The organism is Streptomyces sp. SudanB182_2057 (assembly GCF_964272715.1).
Lineage (GTDB): Bacteria > Actinomycetota > Actinomycetes > Streptomycetales > Streptomycetaceae > Streptomyces > Streptomyces rubradiris.
The window spans coordinates 3,941,478-3,961,311 of record NZ_OZ186798.1; the positions used below are offsets into that span (position 1 = coordinate 3,941,478).

Sequence of the window (19,834 nt, forward strand, 5' to 3'; positions counted from 1 at the left end):
TCAGTCTATCGAGCGTCCGAATTCCACCCACCTGCTCCCGCATGGTGAGACATCGTCCGCCCAGGTCCGACCCTGCCCAGCGGGCCGCGCACCACTCCGAAAGTGCCCCGGCTCACAAACGGCCGCCCGGCCGCTACTTCACCGGCCGGATGCCCAGCGGCGCGCCGATCTCCTCGGCCATGACCCGGCCGGCCTCGAACTCCAGCGTCTCGTCGCCGATGTCGGCCTGGTCGGTGTCCAGGCCGTCCAGCTCCTCCAGCGGCTGGTTCAGCCGGACGTGGATGAGGACGGACTGCAGGGCGCGCAGCACCGCCGAGGCCGTCGCCCCCCAGTTGGAGAAGTACGAGAACTGCCACCACCACAGCGCCTCGGTGGCGCGGCCCGCGCGGTAGTGGGCCATGCCGTGCCTGAGGTCGGTGATGATGTCGGCGAGGTCGTCGGAGATCCGGGCCGGCACGGGCGCCTTGCGGGGCTCGTACGGGTCGAAGACCTCGGAGTAGACGTCGACCGGGTCCAGCAGCCGGGCGAAGTTCTCGCGCAGCCCGTCCACGTCCGGCTCGGGGCCCGGGTCGGGCTCGTAGCGCTCGTCGGGGACGAAGTCCTCGTGGGCGCCCAGCCGGCCGCCGGCGAGCAGCAGCTGGGAGACCTCCAGGAGGAGGAAGGGGACCGCCGAGCCCGGCTCGTCGCCCCTGGCCACCTCCGTGACGGCCACCAGGAAGCTCTCCACCTGGTCCGCGATCTGCACCGCGAAGTCGTCCGGGTTCTGCGTCGTGGCATGCAGCGTGGCGTCAGACATCCAGCAATCGTCTCCCCTCGAAGGCGCGGCCGAGGGTCACCTCGTCCGCGTACTCCAGGTCGCCACCCACCGGGAGGCCGCTGGCCAGGCGGGTGACCTTCAGGCCCATGGGCTTGATCATGCGGGCGAGGTACGTGGCCGTCGCCTCGCCTTCCAGGTTCGGGTCCGTGGCCAGGATCAGCTCCGTGACCGTCCCGTCGGCCAACCGCGCGAGAAGTTCCCGTATACGCAGGTCGTCGGGTCCGACACCCTCGATGGGGCTGATCGCGCCGCCGAGCACGTGGTAGCGGCCCCGGAACTCGCGGGTGCGCTCGATCGCGACGACGTCCTTGGGCTCCTCCACCACACAGATGACGGCGGGGTCGCGGCGCGGGTCGCGGCAGATGCCGCACAGCTCCTCCTGCGCCACGTTGCCGCAGGTCGCGCAGAAGCGGACCTTCGCCTTGACCTCCAGCAGGGCGTGCGCGAGCCGCTTCACGTCGGCCGGCTCCGCCTGGAGGATGTGGAAGGCGATCCGCTGCGCGCTCTTGGGACCGACGCCGGGCAGCCGCCCCAGTTCGTCGATGAGGTCCTGGACCACGCCTTCGTACAACGGACTGCCCTTCCTGGAGACCTTTCGGTACGTACGGTAGTTGGCTTCCGCCTCCGCCCGGAAGGCGGTGGCTGGAAGCGGGTCAGAACGGCAGGCCCGGGATGCCGCTGCCGCCGCCCAGCCCCTGGGCCAGCGGGCCGAGCTTCTGCTGCTGGAGCGTCTGCGCGTTCTGGTTGGCCGCCTGGACGGCCGCCACGATCAGGTCGGCGAGGGTCTCGGTGTCCTCCGGGTCCACCGCCTTCGGGTCGATCTTCAGCGCGCGCAGCTCGCCGGAGCCGGTGACGGTGGCCGTCACCAGGCCGCCGCCCGCCTGCCCGTCGACCTCGGTGTTCGCCAGTTCCTCCTGCGCGCGCGCCAGGTCCTGCTGCATCTTCTGGGCCTGCTGGAGCAACTGCTGCATGTTGGGCTGGCCACCGGGGATCACGATCAGCTCCTCGCCGTCTTCCGTGTTGTCGTCGTTGTCGGCGTTGTCGTCTCCGACGTTTTTCTCAGTCGTCAATGAGCCTACGTGGTCCACGCGGTCACTGCCCTGCCACTCTTTCGGGTGAGAAAGGCGGCTGTCCTATACCTGATCAAGGCCCCCTTCCGGGCGGAAAAACGGGGAAACCTCCCTCTCCGTCATCCGTTGGGCGGTAGGAAGGTGGCCGCGCGTCGGCATGGAATGTCACGCAACGCGACCGGTCGTGATCAGTAGGGAGTGCCGGGTGGGTCAGCCGGAGATGCAGCCCGAGGGTCCGACTCAGGACGGGCGGGGCGAGGGTGCGGCCGGGCCGCGGCCGGGCGATCTGACCGGGCGGACGTTCCCGCTCGGGGACTGGGGCGAACCCGCCGAGCGGCTGGACGAGCTGTACCGGTGGGTGGAGCGCCGGGGGATGGAGACCGCCGACTGGTACCTGCGGGACCGGCTCTGGAAGCGGCGCGGGGCGCGCGCGCTGCGGATCACGGCGGCGGCCGGGGCGGTCGCCGGGGCGGCGCTGCCGCTGCTGGACCTCACCGGGGTGGCCGCCGGGGTGGCGCCGTGGGGCTGTCTGGCGCTGCTGGTCGCGGGCGCCGGCGTCGGCGTCGACCGGTTCTTCGGGTGCACGTCCGGCTGGATGCGGGACGTGGCCACGGCCCAGGCGGTGCAGCGGCGGCTCCAGGCCCTGCAGTTCGACTGGGCGTCGGAGAGCGTGCGGGAGGTGCTGGGCCCGGCGGAGGGCACGGCGAGCGAGGCGGCCGAGCGGTGCCTGACGGTGCTGCGGCGCTTCTGCGAGGACATCGCGGAGCTGGTGCGCACGGAGACCACCGACTGGATGGTGCACTTCCGCACGGGCCCGGCCCCGCTGGTCGTCCAGACGGCGCCGGCCACGGTGCCCCGGCAGGACGCGGGCGCCGCGGGCGGGGCGCGTTTCCCGCTGCCCCCGGGGAACGGAAGCCGCCCGAACATGCCGAGACAGCGCCCCCCGGAACCCCGCTGACGGCTCGCCCGGGGCCGTCGCTCCCCGCCGTGCGGACCGTCACTCCTTGCGGTACGTCAGGCTCTCCCCGCCGCTCGCCTTGGCCCGCTCCAGCCTGCCGTCCGGCAGCAGGGTGACCTCGGTGGCCTCGCCCGGGGTGCAGGAGGAGGCCGGTTCCCCGGTGGTGACGGTGGACGGCCCGATCTCCAGGGGCCCGTCCGTGCCGGGTGCTCCGGTCAGCTCGGCCTCGAAGACGCAGTGGTACGACCCGCCGCCCTCGCTCGATCCGTCCGCGACCAGGGTCAGCACGGTGTCCCCCACCTCGCCCTGCCGGAGGGTCAGTTCGCGGGTGCCCGTGCCGCTCTCGCCGCTGATGGCGGCACGCCAGGTGCCCAGGTAGGCATCGGGTATCGCCCCGGCGGTCGACGTCCTGGAGCCGGTCGGGGTGGGCGCGGCGGAGGTGGGGGGCGCCGTCGGGCCGTCCGGGGGCGCGGAGCGGTGGGCGGGGGCCGTGCCGGCCGTGCCGCCGGCCCTCTCGTCGGTGCCGTCGCTGTTCATCAGCGCGTACACCGAGCCGCCCGCGCCCACCGCCACGACCAGCGCGATGACGACGAGCAGCGCGGTGGACCGGCCGCTGCGCCGCTCCGGCTCCTCCGGCACGCCGGAATCCGGGCCACCGTACGGCGGTGTGGCGCCGGGTCCGCCGGTGTACGGGCCGTAGCCCCAGACGTCGGCACCGGCACCGGCACCGGTACCGGCTTGCTGCGGAGAGCCGTAGCCGGTCGGGTGCGGCTGCGGCCGCGGGTACGACCGCGGTGGCGGGGCGCCGTACGCCGGGCCGAAGCCGTGCGGCGCCGGGGGTGCGGTGGGCGGCGGCGGAATCCGGGGGGCGAGGGCGGCGGGCTGGTGGTCGACGGGCTCGGGGGCTCCGCCGTCGGAGACGGGGGCGTGCTCGGGGGACCCGTTGGCCGCCATGAAGGACACCCCGGCCCCGTGGGGCACACCGGACCCGTGCGGGGCTCCGGACCCGTGCACCCAGGACTCCTGCGACTGCGATGTCGCGGGCTGGTGGGACGCACCGGATCCACGCAGCCCGGGCTCCTGTGGCCCACCGGTCCCCTGGAGACCACGGGACCCGTGGGACCCGTGGGACCCGTGGGTGACACCGGGGCCCCCGGGCGCGTCGGCGCCGGCCGGTGCCGGGGCTCCGTTGCCGTGCGCGGCCGGCCCCGGCGCCGGCGCTCCCCCGGCGCCCTCCGGGTGCTCCGCCTCCAGCAGCCGCACGGCGTGCCGGCCGAGCTGGGCCACCAGGGCGCTGGGCAGCCAGGGATCGCGGGAGCGGCCCCCGGTCACCGTGTCCTCCATCCCGGTGCGCTCCAGGATCTCCGCCGGCGAGGGGCGGCTCGCCGGGTCCTTGCGCAGGCAGTCCCGGACGAGGTCGGCGATCCCCTCCGGGACCCCGGTCAGGTCCGGCTCCTCCTGGGCGATGCGGAACATCAGCGCGTGGACCCCGCTGTCGGCGGTCCCGAAGGGCAGCGACCCGGTGGCCGCGTAGGCGAGCACCGAGCCGAGGCAGAACACGTCGGACGCGGGCGTGACCCGGTCCCCGCGCACCTGCTCGGGCGCCATGAACCCGGGCGACCCGACCAGCGCCCCGGTGCGGGTGAGCCCCTCCTCGCCCGGCGCCGCCGTCTCCAGCGCCCGCGCGATCCCGAAGTCGATCACGCGCGGCCCGTCGATGGTGACCAGCACGTTCGACGGCTTGAGGTCCCGGTGCACGAGCCCGGCCGCGTGGATGTCCGCCAGCGCCTGCGCGAGCCCCGCCGCCAGGATCCGTACCGACCGCTCGGGCAGCGCCCCGTGGTCGTGCCCGACGACCTGTTGCAGGCTCGGCCCGGCCACGTACCCGGTCGCCACCCACGGCACGTCCGCCTCGGTGTCCGCGTCCAGCACCGGCGCGGTCCAGTACCCGCCGACCCGGCGCGCGGCGTGCACCTCCTGCCGGAACCGCGCCCGGAACTCCTCCCGCTCGGCCAGTTCCGCGCGGACCAGCTTCACGGCGACGGTCCGGCCCCGGTCCGACCGGGCCAGGTACACCTGCCCCATGCCGCCCGCGCCGAGCCGTGCCAGCAACCGGTAGGCCCCGATCGCCGGCGGATCCCCCGGCCCCAGCTTCTCCATCCCCGCGCCGCCTCCCCCCATAGGTCTGCACCGCCCGACAATAGTGCGCCGGTACGGCACCGGGTCCGGTACGGATTCCACGGTTCCGTGACAGCGGCCGACGGCACCGGAAACCGGCCACCCCGGGCACCGCCGGAAACGCGCCACGCGCTCCCGGGGCCCCGCCCGTCGACAACCTGTCGCGGATTCCCCCCGTCCACGGAACAAGACGCCGATATGCCTTCCGCATCGCGGACATTTACCCTCACCGGCATGACCCCTCAGCCCAGCCCCGAAGCCGGCGCCGCAGTGAAGGCCGCCGACCGCGCGCACGTCTTCCACTCCTGGTCCGCGCAGGACCTCATCGACCCGCTCGCCGTCGCCGGCGCCGAGGGGTCGTACTTCTGGGACTACGACGGCACCCGCTACCTGGACTTCACCAGCGGGCTCGTCTTCACCAACATCGGCTACCAGCACCCCAAGGTCGTCGCGGCGATCCAGGAGCAGGCCGCGAAGCTGACCACCTTCGCGCCCGCGTTCGCCGTCGAGGCCCGCTCGGAGGCGGCCCGGCTGATCGCCGAGCGGACCCCCGGCGACCTGGACAAGATCTTCTTCACCAACGGCGGCGCGGACGCCGTGGAGCACGCGGTGCGCATGGCCCGGCTGCACACCGGCCGCCCCAAGGTGCTCTCGGCCTACCGCTCGTACCACGGCGGCACCCAGCAGGCGGTGAACATCACCGGTGACCCGCGCCGCTGGGCGAACGACAGCGGCTCGAACGGGGTCGCCCGGTTCTGGGCGCCGTTCCTGTACCGCTCCCGCTTCTACTCCGAGACCGAGGAGCAGGAGTGCGCCCGGGCGCTGGAGCACCTGGAGACGACGATCGCCTTCGAGGGCCCGGGGACCATCGCCGCGATCATCCTGGAGACCATCCCGGGCACCGCCGGGATCATGGTGCCGCCGCCCGGCTATCTGGCCGGCGTGCGCGAGCTGTGCGACAAGTACGGCATCGTCTTCATCCTGGACGAGGTCATGGCCGGCTTCGGCCGGACCGGCGAGTGGTTCGCGGCCGACCTGTTCGGTGTCGTCCCCGACCTGATGACCTTCGCCAAGGGTGTGAACTCGGGTTACGTGCCCCTCGGCGGTGTCGCCATTTCACAGGAGATCGCCGAGACCTTCGGCAAGCGCCCCTACCCCGGCGGCCTCACCTACTCCGGCCACCCGCTGGCCTGCGCCGCCGCCGTCGCCACGATCAACGTGATGGCGGAGGAGGGCATCGTGGACAACGCCAGGCGACTCGGCGAGAGCGTCGTCGGCCCCGGGCTCGCCGAGCTGGCCGCCCGCCACCCGAGCGTCGGCGAGGTGCGCGGCGTCGGCATGTTCTGGGCGCTGGAGCTGGTGCGCAGCCAGGAGACCCGCGAGCCGCTGGTGCCGTACAACGCGACCGGCGAGGCGAACGCCCCCATGGCCGCCTTCACCGCCGCCGCCAAGCGGCACGGCCTGTGGCCGTTCGTGAACATGAACCGCACCCACGTCGCCCCGCCGTGCACCGCGACCGAGGCCGAGCTGAAGGAGGGGCTGGCCGCGCTCGACGCCGCGCTGACCGCCGCCGACGAACACACGGTGTGACCGTAGCTGCCGCGACACCTGTTCGAACGCGTAAGGTGACGTGCTCGTAAGGAAGAGGGACCCGCGACTGTCGCGGGTCCCCGCGAGCACCGCATCCGGACGTGTGAGGAGAGGCACGGAACATGCCCGGCAACGGCCCCGTGACGCGCAGCACCCTGCGCCAGCAGATCGCGGACGCGCTCCGTGACGAGGTGCTGGGGGGACGGCTGCGCCCGGGCCGGGCGTTCACCGTCAAGGAGATAGCCGACCAGTACGGCGTCTCCGCCACACCGGTCCGCGAGGCGCTGGTCGACCTGTCCGCGCAGGGCATCCTGGAGGCCGACCAGCACCGCGGCTTCCGGGTGCCGGAGTACTCGGTCGGCGACTACCGGCACATGATCGAGGCCCGCGGCCTGGTCACCGACGGCATGTTCCGGGCCCTCACCGCCGACCACCCCGCCTTCCGCACCCCGCCGGAGGACCCCCGCACGGGCGCGGCGCTGAGCACCGTGCGGCGCCGCGGCGAGGAGGCCCAGCGGGCGGCGGCGGCGGGCGACCTGACCGTCCTCATCGGCTACGACCTGCGCTTCTGGCGCGAGTTGAGCGCCCTGTTCGGCAACCCCTACCTCGGCGACTTCCTGCACCGGCTGCGCGTGCAGTCCTGGGTGTGCGCGGTGCAGTACCTGCTGCGCCTGCCGGAGCTGCGCGGCCGGCTCTGGGACCGGCACACCGAACTGGTCGACGCGCTGGCCCGGCGCGAGGCGGAGACGGCCCGCGCGATCGTCGCCGACGCGAGCGCGCACTCGCTGACGCTGCTGGAACACCTGGCGGGCGGGTAGACGACCGATAGCGGCCCCGCGGGGAAGCGCCCCCGGGCCACAGCGACTACCCTTCCCTGACCACCCGCCGCCGCGCGTGACGGCGCGCCCGCCGATGCGAGGAGCCCTCTTTGGCCTGTGACCTGTGGCTGGTACCGCTCGTGGACGTGTTGTGCCACACCCCGGACAACCCCTTCGCCGAGGAACTCGCGCAGTACGACAAGGCACTGGCCGAGGCCGGCCTGCCGCCGGTGCCGGTGTACCAGTACATGCCCGGCCTGTCCGGCGACGTCGCCCCGGTCGCCGGCTTCGACTACGACGCCCTGCACTTCCTGCGCCGCGCCTACCTGCTCCAGGTCTGCGGCCTGCCGGTGACGCCGGTGGACGAACTGGGCGGCGACTACGAGCAGTTGCTGGAGATGTTCGAGCCGACGGCCCAGCGGTCACATCTGGTCTGGCACTACGACCACGCGGGCGCCTACGTCCCCGTGGACTTCCCGCACCCGCTGTCCAACGACGAACTCCTCGCGGGCGGCGGCCCATTGGGCTCTTCCCAGACCCTGCTGCGGGAACTCCAGTACGTGGCCCCCGTGATCGGCATCGACCCGGCCAACCCCCCGGCCGCGCCCGCCCCGCCCCCGGCCCCCACGGAGCTGGAGGAACCGGCGGTCCCGGCCCCCTACGACCCCAGCCCCTTCGCCCGCGAACGCCACGTCTGGCTGGGCCTCCACGCGGCGGCCACCCGATCCCTGGCGCAGGGCTCGATGATCGTGTTCAGCTGAGCCACACGGAAAAGCGCGGTCGAAGCGCGGGAAAAAGCGCGGAAAAAGGAAGACGCCCTGCCGGCCGGACCGGCAGGGCGTCCCATGAGGGTGCTCGTCCTACAGGAACGAGTTGATCTCGATCGTCTCGTCGCGGCCCGGGCCCACGCCGATCGCGGAGATCGGGGCGCCGGACATCTCCTCCAGTGCCTTGACGTACGCCTGGGCGTTCTTCGGCAGGTCGGAGAAGGACTTCGCCTTGCTGATGTCCTCGGACCAGCCCGGCAGCATCTCGTAGACGGGCTTCGCGTGGTGGAAGTCGGTCTGCGAGTAGGGCAGCTCCTCGACCCGCTTGCCGTCGATCTCGTAGGCGACGCAGACCGGGATCTGCTCCCAGCCGGTGAGGACGTCCAGCTTGGTGAGGAAGAAGTCGGTCAGGCCGTTGACGCGGGTGGCGTACCGGGCGATGACCGCGTCGAACCAGCCGCAGCGGCGGTCCCGGCCGGTGGTGACGCCCCGCTCGCCGCCGATGCGGCGCAGCGCCTCGCCGTCCTCGTCGAACAGCTCCGTCGGGAACGGGCCCGCGCCGACGCGGGTCGTGTAGGCCTTCAGGATGCCGATCACCCGGCTGATCTTCGTCGGGCCCACGCCCGCGCCCGTGCAGGCGCCGCCCGCGGTCGGGTTCGAGGAGGTGACGAAGGGGTACGTGCCGTGGTCGATGTCCAGCAGCGTGCCCTGGCCGCCCTCGAAGAGCACGACCTTGTCGTCCTCCAGGGCCTGGTTCAGGATCAGCACCGTGTCGGCGACGTACGGCCGGATCTGCTCGGCGTAGCCCAGCAGCTCCTCGACCACCTGGTCGGCGGCGATCGCGCGCCGGTTGTACAGCTTCGTCAGGATCTGGTTCTTGACGTCGAGGGCCGCCTCCACCTTCTGCTGGAGGATCGACTCGTCGTACAGGTCCTGGACCCGGATGCCCACGCGGTTGATCTTGTCGGCGTAGGTCGGGCCGATGCCGCGGCCGGTCGTACCGATCTTGCGCTTGCCGAGGAAGCGTTCCGTCACCTTGTCGACGGTCACGTTGTACGGCGTGATGATGTGCGCGTTACCGCTGATCAGGAGCTTGGACGTGTCGACGCCACGCTCGTTCAGACCGCTCAGCTCGGAGAGCAGGACCGACGGGTCGACGACGACACCGTTGCCGATGACCGGCGTACAGCCGGGCGACAGGATTCCGGAAGGGAGGAGGTGCAGTGCGTACTTCTGGTCGCCCACGACGACCGTGTGGCCGGCGTTGTTGCCACCCTGGTAACGCACCACGTAATCGACGGAACCACCGAGGAGATCCGTCGCCTTTCCCTTGCCTTCGTCACCCCACTGAGCACCGAGCAGCACAAGTGCGGGCACGCGCGTACACCCCTTCCGGGCGGGGCATGTCCAAGGTCGGGGGCATGGGCGTAACGTTCACCGCCGCGTACCACCGCGACCGTCGTCGGTCGCACAACCGTCGGACCGGATGCCCCGGAATAGACGAAGCCCCTGGCGCAATAGCGCAAGGGGCTCTTGCACAAAGATGCTACCCGAGGAAGCGAGGCAGGACCGAGGTGGCGACTTCCGCGACGTCCGATCAGCTGCTGGTGATCATCGATCCGGCGGCACGGCAGGCGGACGGGGAGTCCGTACGGATCGCGAAAGACGTGCTCAGCGCGGGTGCGCCGGCCAAGCTGTGCCTGCCGGACGGGCCGGAGGAATTCGCCCGCGCCCTGGCCCGCAGGGGGTCGCGGCGGCCGGTCGTGGTGGGGGACGGCCGGGCGCTGACGCGGGCCGTCACCCTGCTGCACCGGCGCGGGGAGCTGGCCGGATGCGCGCTGTCCGTGGTGCCGGTCGGGGACACGGCGCTCGCCGAGTCGCTCGGGGTGCCCGGCGGCGCGGTGGCGGCGGCGCGGGCGGTCCTGGACGGCGTGGAGCGGCGGCTGGACCTGCTGGTCGACGACGGGGACGGGGTGGTGCTGGGCGCGCTGCGCATCCCGCCGGTGCCGGTGCGGTCGGGCGCCGCCTCCCCGCTGCCGCTCTCCGCGGGCCGGCCCTGGTACCGCTCGCTGGTCCGCACGCTCGCCGCCCGCCCGGCCCGGCTGTCCGCCGTGCCCGCCCCGCACGCGGCCCGGCTGCGGGTGGAGGTCGACGGGCGGCCGGTGGTCGACACGGACGAGCCGGTGGAGGCGGTGTCGGTGACGCCGGGCGCGGCCGGGGTGGCCTCGGTGGAGGTCCGGCCGCTGTCGGTGGGCGCGGAGGCGACCCCGCTGCTGGCCTCCGGGCACACGGTGACGGTCACCGGGGCGGAGTTCCGCTACCGGGCGGACGCGGCGGTGTCCGGGCCGGTGCGCCGGCGGACCTGGCGGGTGGTGGCGGGCGCCTGGAGCCTGGTCCTGCCCGCCGACCACTGAAGCCTCAGGGATGGGCGCGCCCGGCTCAGCGCAGCTCCACGCGCAGCCCCCGCAGTCCCCTCATCACGAAGTTCGGCCGGCGTTCAGGCTCCGCCGCGAGGGCGAGCGTGGGCGCCCGCTCCAGCAGGGCGGTCAGGGAGGCGGCCAGCTCGATACGGGCCAGGGGTGCGCCGACGCAGTAGTGGATGCCGGCGCCGAAGGAGATGTGCGGGTTCTCCGCGCGGGCGAGGTCCAGGCGGCCGGGGTCGGCGAAGACGGCCGGGTCGTGGTTGGCGGAGCCGAAGAGCAGGGCGACCTCGGCGCCCCTCGGGATCGTGGTGCCGCCGATCTCGATGTCGTCCAGGACCCAGCGTTCGAAAAGCTGGAGCGGGGTGTCGTAGCGCAGCAGCTCCTCGGTCGCGGACGGCACCAGGGAGTGGTCGGCGCGCAGGGCCGCGAGCTGCCCGGGGTGGCGGAACAGGGCGTACCAGCCGTTCACCGTGGCGTTGACGGTCGCCTCGTGTCCCGCGTTGAGGAGCAGCACCGCCGTGGAGACCAGTTCCTGCTCGGTGAGGCGGTCGCCCTCGTCGTGGGCCGCGATCAGGGCGGAGACCAGGTCCTCGCCGGGCTCGGCGCGGCGGGCCGCGATCAGCTCCCGGAGGTAGCCGGAGAACTCCGCCGACGCCCGCACCGCCCGGGCCGCCGTCTCCTCGGACGGGTTCAGCTCGTACATCCCGCAGATGTCCGCCGACCACGGCCGCAGCAGGGGCCGGTCCGCCGCGGGGATGCCGAGCAGCTCGGCGATCACCGCGACCGGCAGCGGTTCGGCCACGTCCGTCAGCAGGTCGCCGCCGCCGTTGCCGACCAGGGCGGCCACCAGCTCGTCGGCCAGCCCCCGCACATACGGTGCCAGCCGCTCCACCGTGCGCGGGGTGAACGCCTTCGCCACCAGGCGCCGGATCCGGGTGTGGTCCGGCGGCTCCAGGTCCAGCATCCCGTGGTCGTTGAGGGTGTGGAAGGGCTCGTGCTCGGGCGGGGGCGGGGTACGGCCGAACTCCTCGTGCGTGAACCGGTGCAGATAGGTGCGGCCGAGCCGGCGGTCCCGCAGCAGCGCCGAGACGTCCGCGTGGTGCGGCACCAGCCACTGGTCGCTCGGTTCGTACCGGATCACCCGGCCGCGGGCGCGCAGCTCGGCGTAGGCCGGGTAGGGGTCGGCGACGAACGCCGGGTCCCAGGGGTCGAAGACATGGTCCGCAGCAGCTGCCATGGACGGACGCTAGCCCGGCCCGCCCCACCTGACCAGCCTCCGCCCGCGCACCCGCCCCACGTGACCGGCCTCCGCGCGGGCCCGCCCCACGTGACCGGCCTCCGCCCGAGCCCGCCCACCTGGCCAGCCTCCGCCCGGGCCCGCCCCACGTGACCGGCCTTCGCGCGGGCCGGGCCCGCTGTCAGCGGGTGCCGGGGCGGACCAGGCCGGACTCGTAGGCGTAGACCGCGGCCTGGGTGCGGTCGCGCAGGCCGAGCTTCACCAGGATGCGGCCCACATGCGTCTTCACGGTCTGCTCGGCCACGACCAGCCGCTCGGCGATCTCCGCGTTCGACAGGCCCTGCGCGATCAGCGCCAGCACCTCCGTCTCCCGCTCGGTCAGCTCGCCGACGCGCCGTCTGAGCGGGGTCCGACCGCCGCCGTCCAGGCGGGAGAACTCCGCGATGAGCCGCCGGGTGATGCCGGGGGCCAGCAGGGCGTCGCCCGCGGCCACGACCCGGACCGCCTCGGCCAGCTGGTCCGCGGAGGCGTCCTTGAGCAGGAAGCCGGAGGCGCCCGCCCGCAGCGCGTCGTACACGTACTCGTCCAGGTCGAACGTCGTCAGCACCAGCACCCGCACGGCGGGGTGGTCCTCGGTGATGCGGCGGGTCGCCTCGATGCCGCCCAGCTCCGGCATGCGGATGTCCATCAGCACCACGTCCGGGGCCAGTTCGGCGGTCCGGGCGATCGCGTCCCGGCCGTCCACCGCCTGCCCGATCACCTCGATGTCGCTCTGGGCGTTGAGCAGCACGGTGAAGCCCTGCCGGACCATCTGCTGGTCGTCGGCGATCAGGACACGGATGCTGCCGGTACCGCTCGTCATGGGGTCTGTTCTCCTGTCGGGCGCTGGTCGGGCGGGTCCGGGACGTCCCCGGGGAGGAAGGCCCTGACGCTGAAGCCGCCGTCCTCGGTGCCGCCCGCCACGAGACGGCCGCCGAGCATGGCCACGCGCTCCCGCATGCCGAGCAGCCCGTGACCGGCGCCCGGGGACGGCGGGGCGGGGTGCCGGGGCGCGGAGTTGTCCACCTTCAGCCGCAGTCCGTCCGGGAGGTGCCCGACCTCCACCCGCACCCGGGACCCGGGCGCGTGCCGCAGGGCGTTGCTCAGCGCCTCCTGCACGATCCGGTACGCCGACAGCTCCACGCCCGGCGCGTAGGGCCGTATCCCGCCCACGACCTCGGCGCTCACGTCCAGTCCCGCCGCGCGGGTGTTCTCGATCAGCGCGCCGAGCCGGTCCAGCGTGGGCTGGGGGGCGTCCGGGGCCGCTCCGGTGCCGGGGGCGCCCAGGCCGTAGGGGTCGTCGGGGTTCTCGGCGTGCTCGGACCGCAGCACCCCGAGGACCCGGCGCAGCTCGGTCAGCGCCTCCAGCGCGTTGGCGCGGATGCCGGAGAGGTTCTCCAGCAGCTCCGGGGAGGGGTTCTCCACCAGGTGCGGGGCGACCTGTGCCTGGATGGAGATCACCGACATGTGGTGGGCGACCACGTCGTGCAGCTCCCGGGCGATCCGGCTGCGCTCCTCAAGCAGGGTGCGGCGGGCCCGCTCCTCCACGCTGATCGTCGTCTGCTGGACCAGTTCGCTACGGGCCTGCTGGCGGCCGCGCAGGGCGGCGCCGGTGACGGCCATGACGGCGCACAGGGCCACCGTCAGCGTGCCGGTGCCGGAGTAGCGGCCCGGGCCCATCAGTGCCTGGAGGACCCAGGTCACCGCGGTGGTCACGCCGGCCGCGGCCACCACGCCGGCCGGCCGGACGCGCAGCGCGAACAGCAGGAAGACCGCCATGTGCGCGATCAGCGTGGGCGTGGTCCAGGGCCAGTTGGGGTGGGGGCCGTCGGGCGGGAGGGCGGCCAGGTGGGGGCGGGCGAGCAGGGCGGTGCCGGTGGCGGCGGCCAGCGACAGCGCCCAGGCGAGGACGGGACGCCAGCCGGCCAGGAGGAGGGCGACGGCCTGGAGGGCGGTGGTGGCGAGGGCGACGGGGAAGGCGATGCGGTAGGACTCGGAGACCTCGGCGCCGCCGCCCACGGCGATGGTCAGCCCGATCCAGCCGAGGACGAGGTAGGTGAGCAGGCGGGCCCAGCGGTACCGGGAGTACGGGGGCGAGGTGCGGGTGGGGGCCTCGCCCAGCCAGGCCCGCAGGCGGGCGGTGGCGCGGGGCGGGGTACGAGGGCCCTCGGCGGGGGTGGTGGTCGGGTCCTCGTGCTGCACGGGGTCAACCTTAGGCATGGTGCGGGGACTTCCTCGGCGGCAGATGGCGGTGGACGACCCGGGACGGACGGCGGCGCGGGCGGCGCGGGCCCCGCTCGCGGTGACGGAAGGCCGCCAGGCACAGGGCCAGCGCCACGGCGAACACGGGCAGCCAGGCCAGCCGGTACGCCACCCAGAGCGGGGAATCGGGCGCCGTGTGCAGACCGGGCAGGCGGCCGGCCGCGAGCCCGGTGGCGGTGGTGGCCATCATCGCCGTCTGGTGCCACAGGAAGACCGTCATCGCCGACAGGTTGACCAGGGCCACCGCCGCCCAGACCAGGGGGCGGGCCGCCGCCCGGCGCAGCCGGTCGCGCAGCAGCAGCGCAAGCCCGCACTGGGCCAGGCCGAACGTGACGACCGCCAAGGTAGGCGGGTTCAGGTTGGAGACCGCGCCGCCGGGGACGCCGACCATGGACGCCGGGTAGCCCGCGCAGCCGATGAGGAGCGCCGTGGCCGCCGTACCGCCGAGCAGCAGGGCCCGGGCCGAACGGCGGCTGCGCAGCTCGCCCCGGGCCCAGGCCGCGCCGAGGGTGTAGGGCACCAGCCAGCCGGCGGCCAGGTTGGTCCAGCCGAGCCAGGACGGGCCGAGGTGCAGGCCGAAGCGGAGCAGGTCCACGTGCAGGACGACGGCGAGCGGCCACAGGGGGTTGAGCCGGGCGACGAGCGGGGTGGCGGCCGTCAGCGCGGCGAACACCAGCAGGAACCACAGCGGGGACAGCGCGAGTTTCACCAGGCTGTGGACGGTGGCCGGCGGAGCGCCGCTGAGCAGCAGGGCGGCGGCGGTCACCGTCCACAGGGCGAACAGGGCGGTGACCGGGCGGAGCAGCCGGGCCGTGCGGGCGCGCAGCCACTGGCCGTAGGAGTCGCCGCGGGCCCGGGCGGTGGCCAGACCGCGGGTCGCCACATGGCCGCCGACCAGGAAGAACACGGCCAGCGTCTGGAGCGGCCAGGAGAGCGGGGCCAGCCAGGGCTGGTGGCGCAGCGGGCTCTCGGTGTGCAGGGCGCCGTCCTGTGCGACCAGGGCGGTGACCAGCCAGTGGCCGAGGACGACACCGAGGATCGCGAGGGCCCGCAGCGCGTCGACCGCGCGGTCCCGGGAGGCGGGGGTGGCGGCGTCCAGGCGCCGGGCGCCCTGGCGGAGGGCGGCGAGGCGGAAGGCGGCGCCGAAGGCGTCCGGGACGCGGGCGCCCCTGCGGAGGGCGTCCAGGGGGCGGCGCGGGGCGTGGGCCCGGGGGGTCTGTTCAGGCACGGGTCACCTCCGAGGTCTCGCCGAGGGTGATCCGGGCCAGGTTGGCGAGAGAGGCCGAGCCCGGGGCGAAGTAGCCGCTGTGGCCGGCGCCGGCCGCGTCGAAGACCCGGGCGCCGAAGGCGGCGGAGACGGGGTCGGTGCCGAAGCCGACGGTGACGCCGGTGCCGAACAGGCCGGTCCGGACGTGCGGGACGTGCGCCACCCAGTCGGCGGTGCCGCGGGCCGCCCAGACGCGGGCGCGGGTGTGCAGGGCGGTGGCCGAGCCGGCGCCGGTGCCGGGGCTGCCGATCAGGGCGATGTCGTCCGCGGCGAGGCCGGGGGCGGCCCGGCCGCAGACCACGGAGCCGTAGGAGTGGCACAGGAGGGTGAGGTGGGCGCCGGCGGGTGCGGCGGCGCGCAGGTCGCGGACGAAGGCGCCCAGGCGCGGGGCGGCCTCGTCGGCGCGGGTGGTCGTGGTGACGGTGGTGCTGACCGTGGCCGGGGTGTCGTAACCGAGCCAGGCTATGACGGCGACGGTGTCTCCGGGCGTCCGGCTTTCGGTGGGGCGGTGGATGAGGGCCGCGTACAGGGACGCGGCGGCGCGGTGGAAGCGGGGGTAGGTGTCGAGGGTGGTGTCCGAGCCGGGGACCAGTACGGCGATGTGACGGGCGTGGGCCAAGTCGCCCAATACCTCGGTGACTTGCCCGCTGCCCCGGCCGTCGAAGGCGAGGAGGTGGCGGGAGGGCGCGGCGAGGGCGCGGTCGGCCGCGGCGCGGTGGGTGTCGCCGTGCGCGGCGGCCATGCGGGCGGCCTCGGCTGCGTTCTCCCGGTTCGCCTCGTAGGCGGTGGGGAGGGCGGCGGGGGTCAGGGGCGTGGTGAGGGTCGCGGGAGGCGGAGCGGGGACGGCGGGACGGGCCGCGCCCGCGAGGGGGAGGACTATGGCGGCGACCAGGAGGGCGGGGAGCAGGAGACGGAGGAGGGCGCGGCGGAGGAAGTGGGGGTGACCCCCGTGGCGGACACTCGCCGTCGACGGCTGCGGGTGCGTGGTGGGAGGGGTCGCCACCTGCGCGGCGATCGACGCCGGACGCGGGATGCCCCCGTACGCCCCCACCACCGCCGAAAGCCGCAGCAACGTCGTGGGTCGCGGGTGGCCCCCCATGGTGGCTTCCTTTCCGGTCGCCCGGCCGTCGGGCTCGACTGGAAAGGAAATTACGGATCGGGGGGTGTCGCCGGCGTCCCGCCAGGGAGCTGTGCTGGCGCGTAGCTCTCAGGTACTACGGGTATCACCAGGCCAGTTGGGCGATCTCCTCCGCCACCACCGCGCAGGCGTCGGCCGCCGGGTCGATCAGCGGGAAGTGGCCCACGTCCTCCAGCAGCGTCAGCCCGACCACCTCCCCCGCCTTCGCCGCCGCGTCCGCGTACGACTCGGCCACCTGATGCGGCACCGTGACATCGGCCCGGCCCTGCACCAGCGTCGTGGCGATGCCCGTCGGCAGCAGCCGCGCCGGATCCGCGTACCGGCACCGCTCGACGAACCCCTCCTGACCACCCAGGAGTTGGCGGGTCGCGTGGTCGCACACCTCCAGCTTCTCCGCCACCTCGAAGTCCGCGATCGGCGCGAGCGCGACGACACCGCGCAGCGGCGCCGGGCGGCCGGTGCGCCATGGCGCGTCCGCCGGGAGCACATGCCGGGCCGCCGCCCACAGCGCCAGGTGGCCGCCCGCCGAGTGCCCGGTCAGCACCGTACGTCCGGGGTCCGCCTGCGGAGCCACCTCGCCGGCCAGCGCGGGCAGGGCGTCCAGGGCCGCCGCGACATCGTCGAACGTGTCGGGCCAGCGGCCGGCGGGCGGCACGCCGCCCTCATCGGCAGCACCTCCGGCACCGTCCGCGTCCTCTCCGCCCCTCCGGTACTCGACGTTGGCCACCACGAACCCCCTGCGGGCCAAGTAGGCGGCGAACGGGGTGACATGGCGGCGGTCGTAGCGCGCCCGCCAGGCGCCGCCGTGCAGGACGACGACCAGCGGGGCGGAGGACGTGGGGGCGGCCCCGCCCCGGCCGGGGCGGGGGACGTAGAAGTCGATCACCTGGTCGGGATGGTCGCCGTACGCGGCGGTGGCGTCGGGGTCGACCGGCGGGTGCGAGAAGGCCGACTCCTCTTCGGCGGCGGCGCGGGCGGCTGCGGCGTCGTCCGGCATGCTCCAACCTCTCAGCTACGGAAACGGGGGTGGCGGACCAGGTGGGGAACGGCCGTTGGCCGGGACGGTACCAGGCCGGTGACGTGCGGGGACACGGGCATTTCCCGCCCGTCGAGGGGGCGGGGGGAAGCCAGGGGATCCGGCCCGGACCCGAGCCCCCGACCCCCCCGCCCCCACACCGCACGCCTACGCCCGCGCCCGCGCCCGGTCCTCCGTCCCTAGGCCAGCTCCTCCCCCAGCACCCGCGCCGCCCGCTCCGCGTCGCGGAACCCCACGTACAGCGGGGTGAAGCCGAAGCGGAGGATGTCCGGGTGCCGGAAGTCGCCCACGACGCCCCGGGCGATCAGGCGCTTCATCACCTCACCGGCGTCGGGGCAGCGCAGGGCGATCTGGCTGCCCCGCTCCGCGTGCCGCTCGGGGGTCACGCACTCCACCCGGCCGGGCTCGGTGTACGCGGCCACGCACCGCAGGAAGAAGTCCGTCAGCGCAAGGGACTTGGCGCGGACGGCGGTGACGGACACCCCGTCCCACACGTCGAGCGCGGACTCCAGCGCCAGCAGGGAGAGGATGTCCGGTGTGCCGACCCGCCCCCGTACGGCACCCGCCGCCGGGGCGTACTCGGGGCTCATCCCGAACGGCTCGGCGTGGGAGTTCCAGCCGGGCAGCGGGGAGTCGAAGCGGTCCTGCACCTCCTTGCGGACGTACAGGTACGCCGGTGCGCCCGGGCCCCCGTTCAGGTACTTGTAGGTGCAGCCGACCGCGAGGTCCACCCCGTGCTCGTCCAGGCCCACCGGCAGCGCGCCCGCGCTGTGGCACAGGTCCCACACCGCGAGGGCGCCGCGGGCGTGGACCGCGGCGGTGAGCGCCGGGAGGTCGTGCAGCCGGCCGGTGCGGTAGTCGACGTGGTTGAGCAGCACCGCGGCCGTACGGCCGGACAGCGCGCCCGGCACCTCGTCCGGGGTGACCGGGCGCAGGGTGCGGCCGGTCAGCCGGGCCGCCGAGGCGGCGATGTAGCCGTCCGTGGGGAACGTCGTGGCGTCGACCAGGAGTTCGTCCCGGTCGTCGCCCGCCATGCGGACCGCCGCGACCAGCGCCTTGAAGACGTTCACGCTGGTCGAGTCGCCCACGACGATCTGGCCGGGGGCCGCGCCCACCAGCGGGGCGATCCGGTCGCCGACCCGCTCGGGCGCCGTCCACCAGCCGCTCTCCTCCCAGGAGCGGATGCGCAGTTCGCCCCACTCGCGGCGGACGACGTCCGCCAGCCGGCCGGGGACGTGCGCGGGCAGGGCGCCCAGGGAGTTCCCGTCCAGGTACACGACGTCGTCGAGGACGAACCGGTCCCGCAGGGACGCGAGTCCGTCCTCCGCGTCCAGCTTCTCCGCGTGCAGGGCCAACTCAGACATGGGACCTCGCCGTCCACAGCTCGGGGAACACGTTCTTGCGGGCGCGCTTCTCCAGCCAGGCCACGCCGGCGGAGCCGCCCGTGCCGGGCTTGGCGCCCATCGCGCGCCGGGTGGCCACCAGGTGGTCGTTGCGCCAGCGCCACACCAGTTCGGCCACGTCCGTCAACGCCTCGCCCAGCCGGGCGAGTTCGTCGCTCTCGTCGCCCGCGTAGACGGCGGTCCAGGCGGCCTCCACGGCCTCTGACGGCTCGTACCGGGCGGAGAGGTCCCGGCGCAGCACGGAGTCCGGGATCGGGTGCCCGCGGCGGGCAAGGAGCCGCAGCGCCTCGTCGTACAGGCTGGGCTCGTGCAGGGCCTTCTCCAGCTCCGCGTGGACGCGCGGGACGCCCTGGTGCGGTACGAGCATGGAGGCGGACTTCTCGCCGAGCAGGAACTCCAGGCGCCGGTACATCGCCGACTGGAAGCCGGAGCCCTCGCCGAGGGCGCCGCGGTAGGCGTTGAACTGCGCCGGGGTCAGCTGGCCGAGCGGCTTCCAGGAGGCGTTCAGCGCCTCCAGCTCCCGCACGGAACGTTTCAGCGCGGCGAGCGCCGTGGGTACGTCGTCCGAACGCAGCGCATGGGCGGCCGTCTCCCACTCGTGCACGATCACGGTGAACCACAGCTCCATGACCTGGGTGGTCACCAGGAAGACCATTTCCCCGGGGTCGTCGGAGAGGGTGTGCTGGAGGTGGGTGAGGACGTCGGCCTTGACGTAGTCCTCGTACGGCGTCGTCCCCGCGAAATCCAGGTTCGGGGTCTCGGGCTCAGCGGCCTGATGAGGGTGGTGAGCCTGTTGGGACATCGCTGTCTCCTGTGTAACTCCGGGTAGCG

At 74.2% G+C, this 19,834-nt stretch carries 18 protein-coding genes; 5 read left to right on the forward strand and 13 right to left on the reverse strand.

The window, feature by feature from the left end:
* Positions 1-133 precede the first annotated feature (133 nt).
* From ACSURM_RS17065 to ACSURM_RS17075, 3 genes are all read right to left on the reverse strand, one after another.
* Positions 134-796, reverse strand: coding sequence for a DUF5063 domain-containing protein (locus ACSURM_RS17065; RefSeq protein WP_436956024.1), 663 nt, complete (start codon positions 794-796; stop codon positions 134-136).
* Complete coding sequence (gene recR, locus ACSURM_RS17070; protein ID WP_030619515.1) at positions 789-1,388, reverse strand: recombination mediator RecR; 600 nt, start codon at positions 1,386-1,388, stop codon at positions 789-791. The genes ACSURM_RS17065 and recR overlap by 8 nt, the downstream gene beginning before the upstream one ends.
* A gap of 82 nt (positions 1,389-1,470) precedes the next feature.
* On the reverse strand, positions 1,471-1,812 hold the full coding sequence (locus ACSURM_RS17075) for a YbaB/EbfC family nucleoid-associated protein (RefSeq protein ID WP_436961121.1): 342 nt from the start codon (positions 1,810-1,812) through the stop codon (positions 1,471-1,473).
* A 280-nt stretch (positions 1,813-2,092) separates the two neighbouring features.
* Here ACSURM_RS17075 and ACSURM_RS17080 point away from each other — a divergent pair, with 280 nt between their 5' ends.
* Entirely contained in the window at positions 2,093-2,845 is a 753-nt protein-coding gene (locus tag ACSURM_RS17080) for an SLATT domain-containing protein (RefSeq protein WP_436956025.1), read from the forward strand.
* Positions 2,846-2,884: 39 nt separating this feature from the next.
* Here ACSURM_RS17080 and ACSURM_RS17085 read toward each other — a convergent pair whose 3' ends face one another.
* Positions 2,885-5,005, reverse strand: coding sequence for a protein kinase domain-containing protein (locus ACSURM_RS17085; RefSeq protein ID WP_436956026.1), 2,121 nt, complete (start codon positions 5,003-5,005; stop codon positions 2,885-2,887).
* Positions 5,006-5,257: 252 nt separating this feature from the next.
* Between ACSURM_RS17085 and ACSURM_RS17090 the strand changes: the two genes are divergently transcribed.
* The 3 genes from ACSURM_RS17090 (at position 5,258) to ACSURM_RS17100 (ending at position 8,192) form a co-directional block, all read left to right on the forward strand.
* A complete protein-coding gene (locus tag ACSURM_RS17090) occupies positions 5,258-6,613 on the forward strand; it encodes an aspartate aminotransferase family protein (protein ID WP_436956027.1) in 1,356 nt (451 codons plus the stop codon).
* Positions 6,614-6,735: 122 nt separating this feature from the next.
* On the forward strand, positions 6,736-7,431 hold the full coding sequence (locus ACSURM_RS17095; RefSeq protein ID WP_436956028.1) for a GntR family transcriptional regulator: 696 nt from the start codon (positions 6,736-6,738) through the stop codon (positions 7,429-7,431).
* 110 nt (positions 7,432-7,541) lie between these two features.
* Positions 7,542-8,192 carry a hypothetical protein gene (locus ACSURM_RS17100; RefSeq protein ID WP_289966208.1) on the forward strand — a complete coding sequence of 217 codons (651 nt, stop codon included), beginning with the start codon at positions 7,542-7,544 and terminating at the stop codon, positions 8,190-8,192.
* Between the two features lie 99 nt (positions 8,193-8,291).
* Here ACSURM_RS17100 and ACSURM_RS17105 read toward each other — a convergent pair whose 3' ends face one another.
* The gene (locus tag ACSURM_RS17105; protein ID WP_189755710.1) at positions 8,292-9,575 is read right to left on the reverse strand and encodes an adenylosuccinate synthase; all 1,284 of its coding nucleotides are present in this window, start codon (positions 9,573-9,575) and stop codon (positions 8,292-8,294) included.
* Between the two features lie 197 nt (positions 9,576-9,772).
* Between ACSURM_RS17105 and ACSURM_RS17110 the strand changes: the two genes are divergently transcribed.
* Positions 9,773-10,612, forward strand: coding sequence for a diacylglycerol kinase (locus ACSURM_RS17110; protein WP_436956030.1), 840 nt, complete (start codon positions 9,773-9,775; stop codon positions 10,610-10,612).
* A gap of 25 nt (positions 10,613-10,637) precedes the next feature.
* Here ACSURM_RS17110 and ACSURM_RS17115 read toward each other — a convergent pair whose 3' ends face one another.
* The 8 genes from ACSURM_RS17115 to ACSURM_RS17150 form a co-directional block, all read right to left on the reverse strand.
* The gene (locus ACSURM_RS17115) at positions 10,638-11,858 is read right to left on the reverse strand and encodes a cytochrome P450 (RefSeq protein WP_436956032.1); all 1,221 of its coding nucleotides are present in this window, start codon (positions 11,856-11,858) and stop codon (positions 10,638-10,640) included.
* A gap of 181 nt (positions 11,859-12,039) precedes the next feature.
* Complete coding sequence (locus tag ACSURM_RS17120) at positions 12,040-12,720, reverse strand: response regulator (RefSeq protein ID WP_436956034.1); 681 nt, start codon at positions 12,718-12,720, stop codon at positions 12,040-12,042.
* Positions 12,717-14,117 carry a sensor histidine kinase gene (locus ACSURM_RS17125; RefSeq protein WP_436956035.1) on the reverse strand — a complete coding sequence of 467 codons (1,401 nt, stop codon included), beginning with the start codon at positions 14,115-14,117 and terminating at the stop codon, positions 12,717-12,719. The genes ACSURM_RS17120 and ACSURM_RS17125 overlap by 4 nt, the downstream gene beginning before the upstream one ends.
* Positions 14,110-15,387, reverse strand: a complete 1,278-nt coding sequence (locus ACSURM_RS17130) for an acyltransferase family protein (protein WP_436956037.1) — start codon at positions 15,385-15,387, stop codon at positions 14,110-14,112. Before ACSURM_RS17130 ends, ACSURM_RS17125 begins: the two co-directional genes overlap by 8 nt.
* Positions 15,380-16,525, reverse strand: a complete 1,146-nt coding sequence (locus tag ACSURM_RS17135) for an alpha/beta hydrolase (RefSeq protein WP_436956038.1) — start codon at positions 16,523-16,525, stop codon at positions 15,380-15,382. The genes ACSURM_RS17130 and ACSURM_RS17135 overlap by 8 nt, the downstream gene beginning before the upstream one ends.
* 124 nt (positions 16,526-16,649) lie before the next feature.
* Positions 16,650-17,561 (reverse strand): alpha/beta hydrolase, encoded by a 912-nt coding sequence (locus ACSURM_RS17140; protein ID WP_436956040.1) that lies wholly within the window; start codon positions 17,559-17,561, stop codon positions 16,650-16,652.
* A 218-nt stretch (positions 17,562-17,779) separates the two neighbouring features.
* Positions 17,780-18,964: a kynureninase gene (gene kynU / locus ACSURM_RS17145; RefSeq protein WP_436956041.1), complete on the reverse strand. Its 1,185-nt coding sequence runs from the start codon at positions 18,962-18,964 to the stop codon at positions 17,780-17,782.
* Positions 18,957-19,805, reverse strand: coding sequence for a tryptophan 2,3-dioxygenase family protein (locus ACSURM_RS17150; protein ID WP_436956043.1), 849 nt, complete (start codon positions 19,803-19,805; stop codon positions 18,957-18,959). The genes kynU and ACSURM_RS17150 overlap by 8 nt, the downstream gene beginning before the upstream one ends.
* Positions 19,806-19,834: the final 29 nt, after the last annotated feature.

Coding starts and splice junctions, on each gene's coding strand:
- ACSURM_RS17140 (WP_436956040.1), bottom strand. CDS start 17,561: ATGCCGGACGACGCCGCAGCCGCCCGCGCCGCCGCCGAAGAGGAGTCG.
- kynU (WP_436956041.1), bottom strand. CDS start 18,964: ATGTCTGAGTTGGCCCTGCACGCGGAGAAGCTGGACGCGGAGGACGGA.
- ACSURM_RS17150 (WP_436956043.1), bottom strand. CDS start 19,805: ATGTCCCAACAGGCTCACCACCCTCATCAGGCCGCTGAGCCCGAGACC.
- ACSURM_RS17095 (WP_436956028.1), top strand. CDS start 6,736: ATGCCCGGCAACGGCCCCGTGACGCGCAGCACCCTGCGCCAGCAGATC.
- ACSURM_RS17125 (WP_436956035.1), bottom strand. CDS start 14,117: ATGCCTAAGGTTGACCCCGTGCAGCACGAGGACCCGACCACCACCCCC.
- ACSURM_RS17065 (WP_436956024.1), bottom strand. CDS start 796: ATGTCTGACGCCACGCTGCATGCCACGACGCAGAACCCGGACGACTTC.
- ACSURM_RS17085 (WP_436956026.1), bottom strand. CDS start 5,005: ATGGAGAAGCTGGGGCCGGGGGATCCGCCGGCGATCGGGGCCTACCGG.
- ACSURM_RS17115 (WP_436956032.1), bottom strand. CDS start 11,858: ATGGCAGCTGCTGCGGACCATGTCTTCGACCCCTGGGACCCGGCGTTC.
- ACSURM_RS17135 (WP_436956038.1), bottom strand. CDS start 16,525: ATGGGGGGCCACCCGCGACCCACGACGTTGCTGCGGCTTTCGGCGGTG.
- ACSURM_RS17120 (WP_436956034.1), bottom strand. CDS start 12,720: ATGACGAGCGGTACCGGCAGCATCCGTGTCCTGATCGCCGACGACCAG.
- ACSURM_RS17090 (WP_436956027.1), top strand. CDS start 5,258: ATGACCCCTCAGCCCAGCCCCGAAGCCGGCGCCGCAGTGAAGGCCGCC.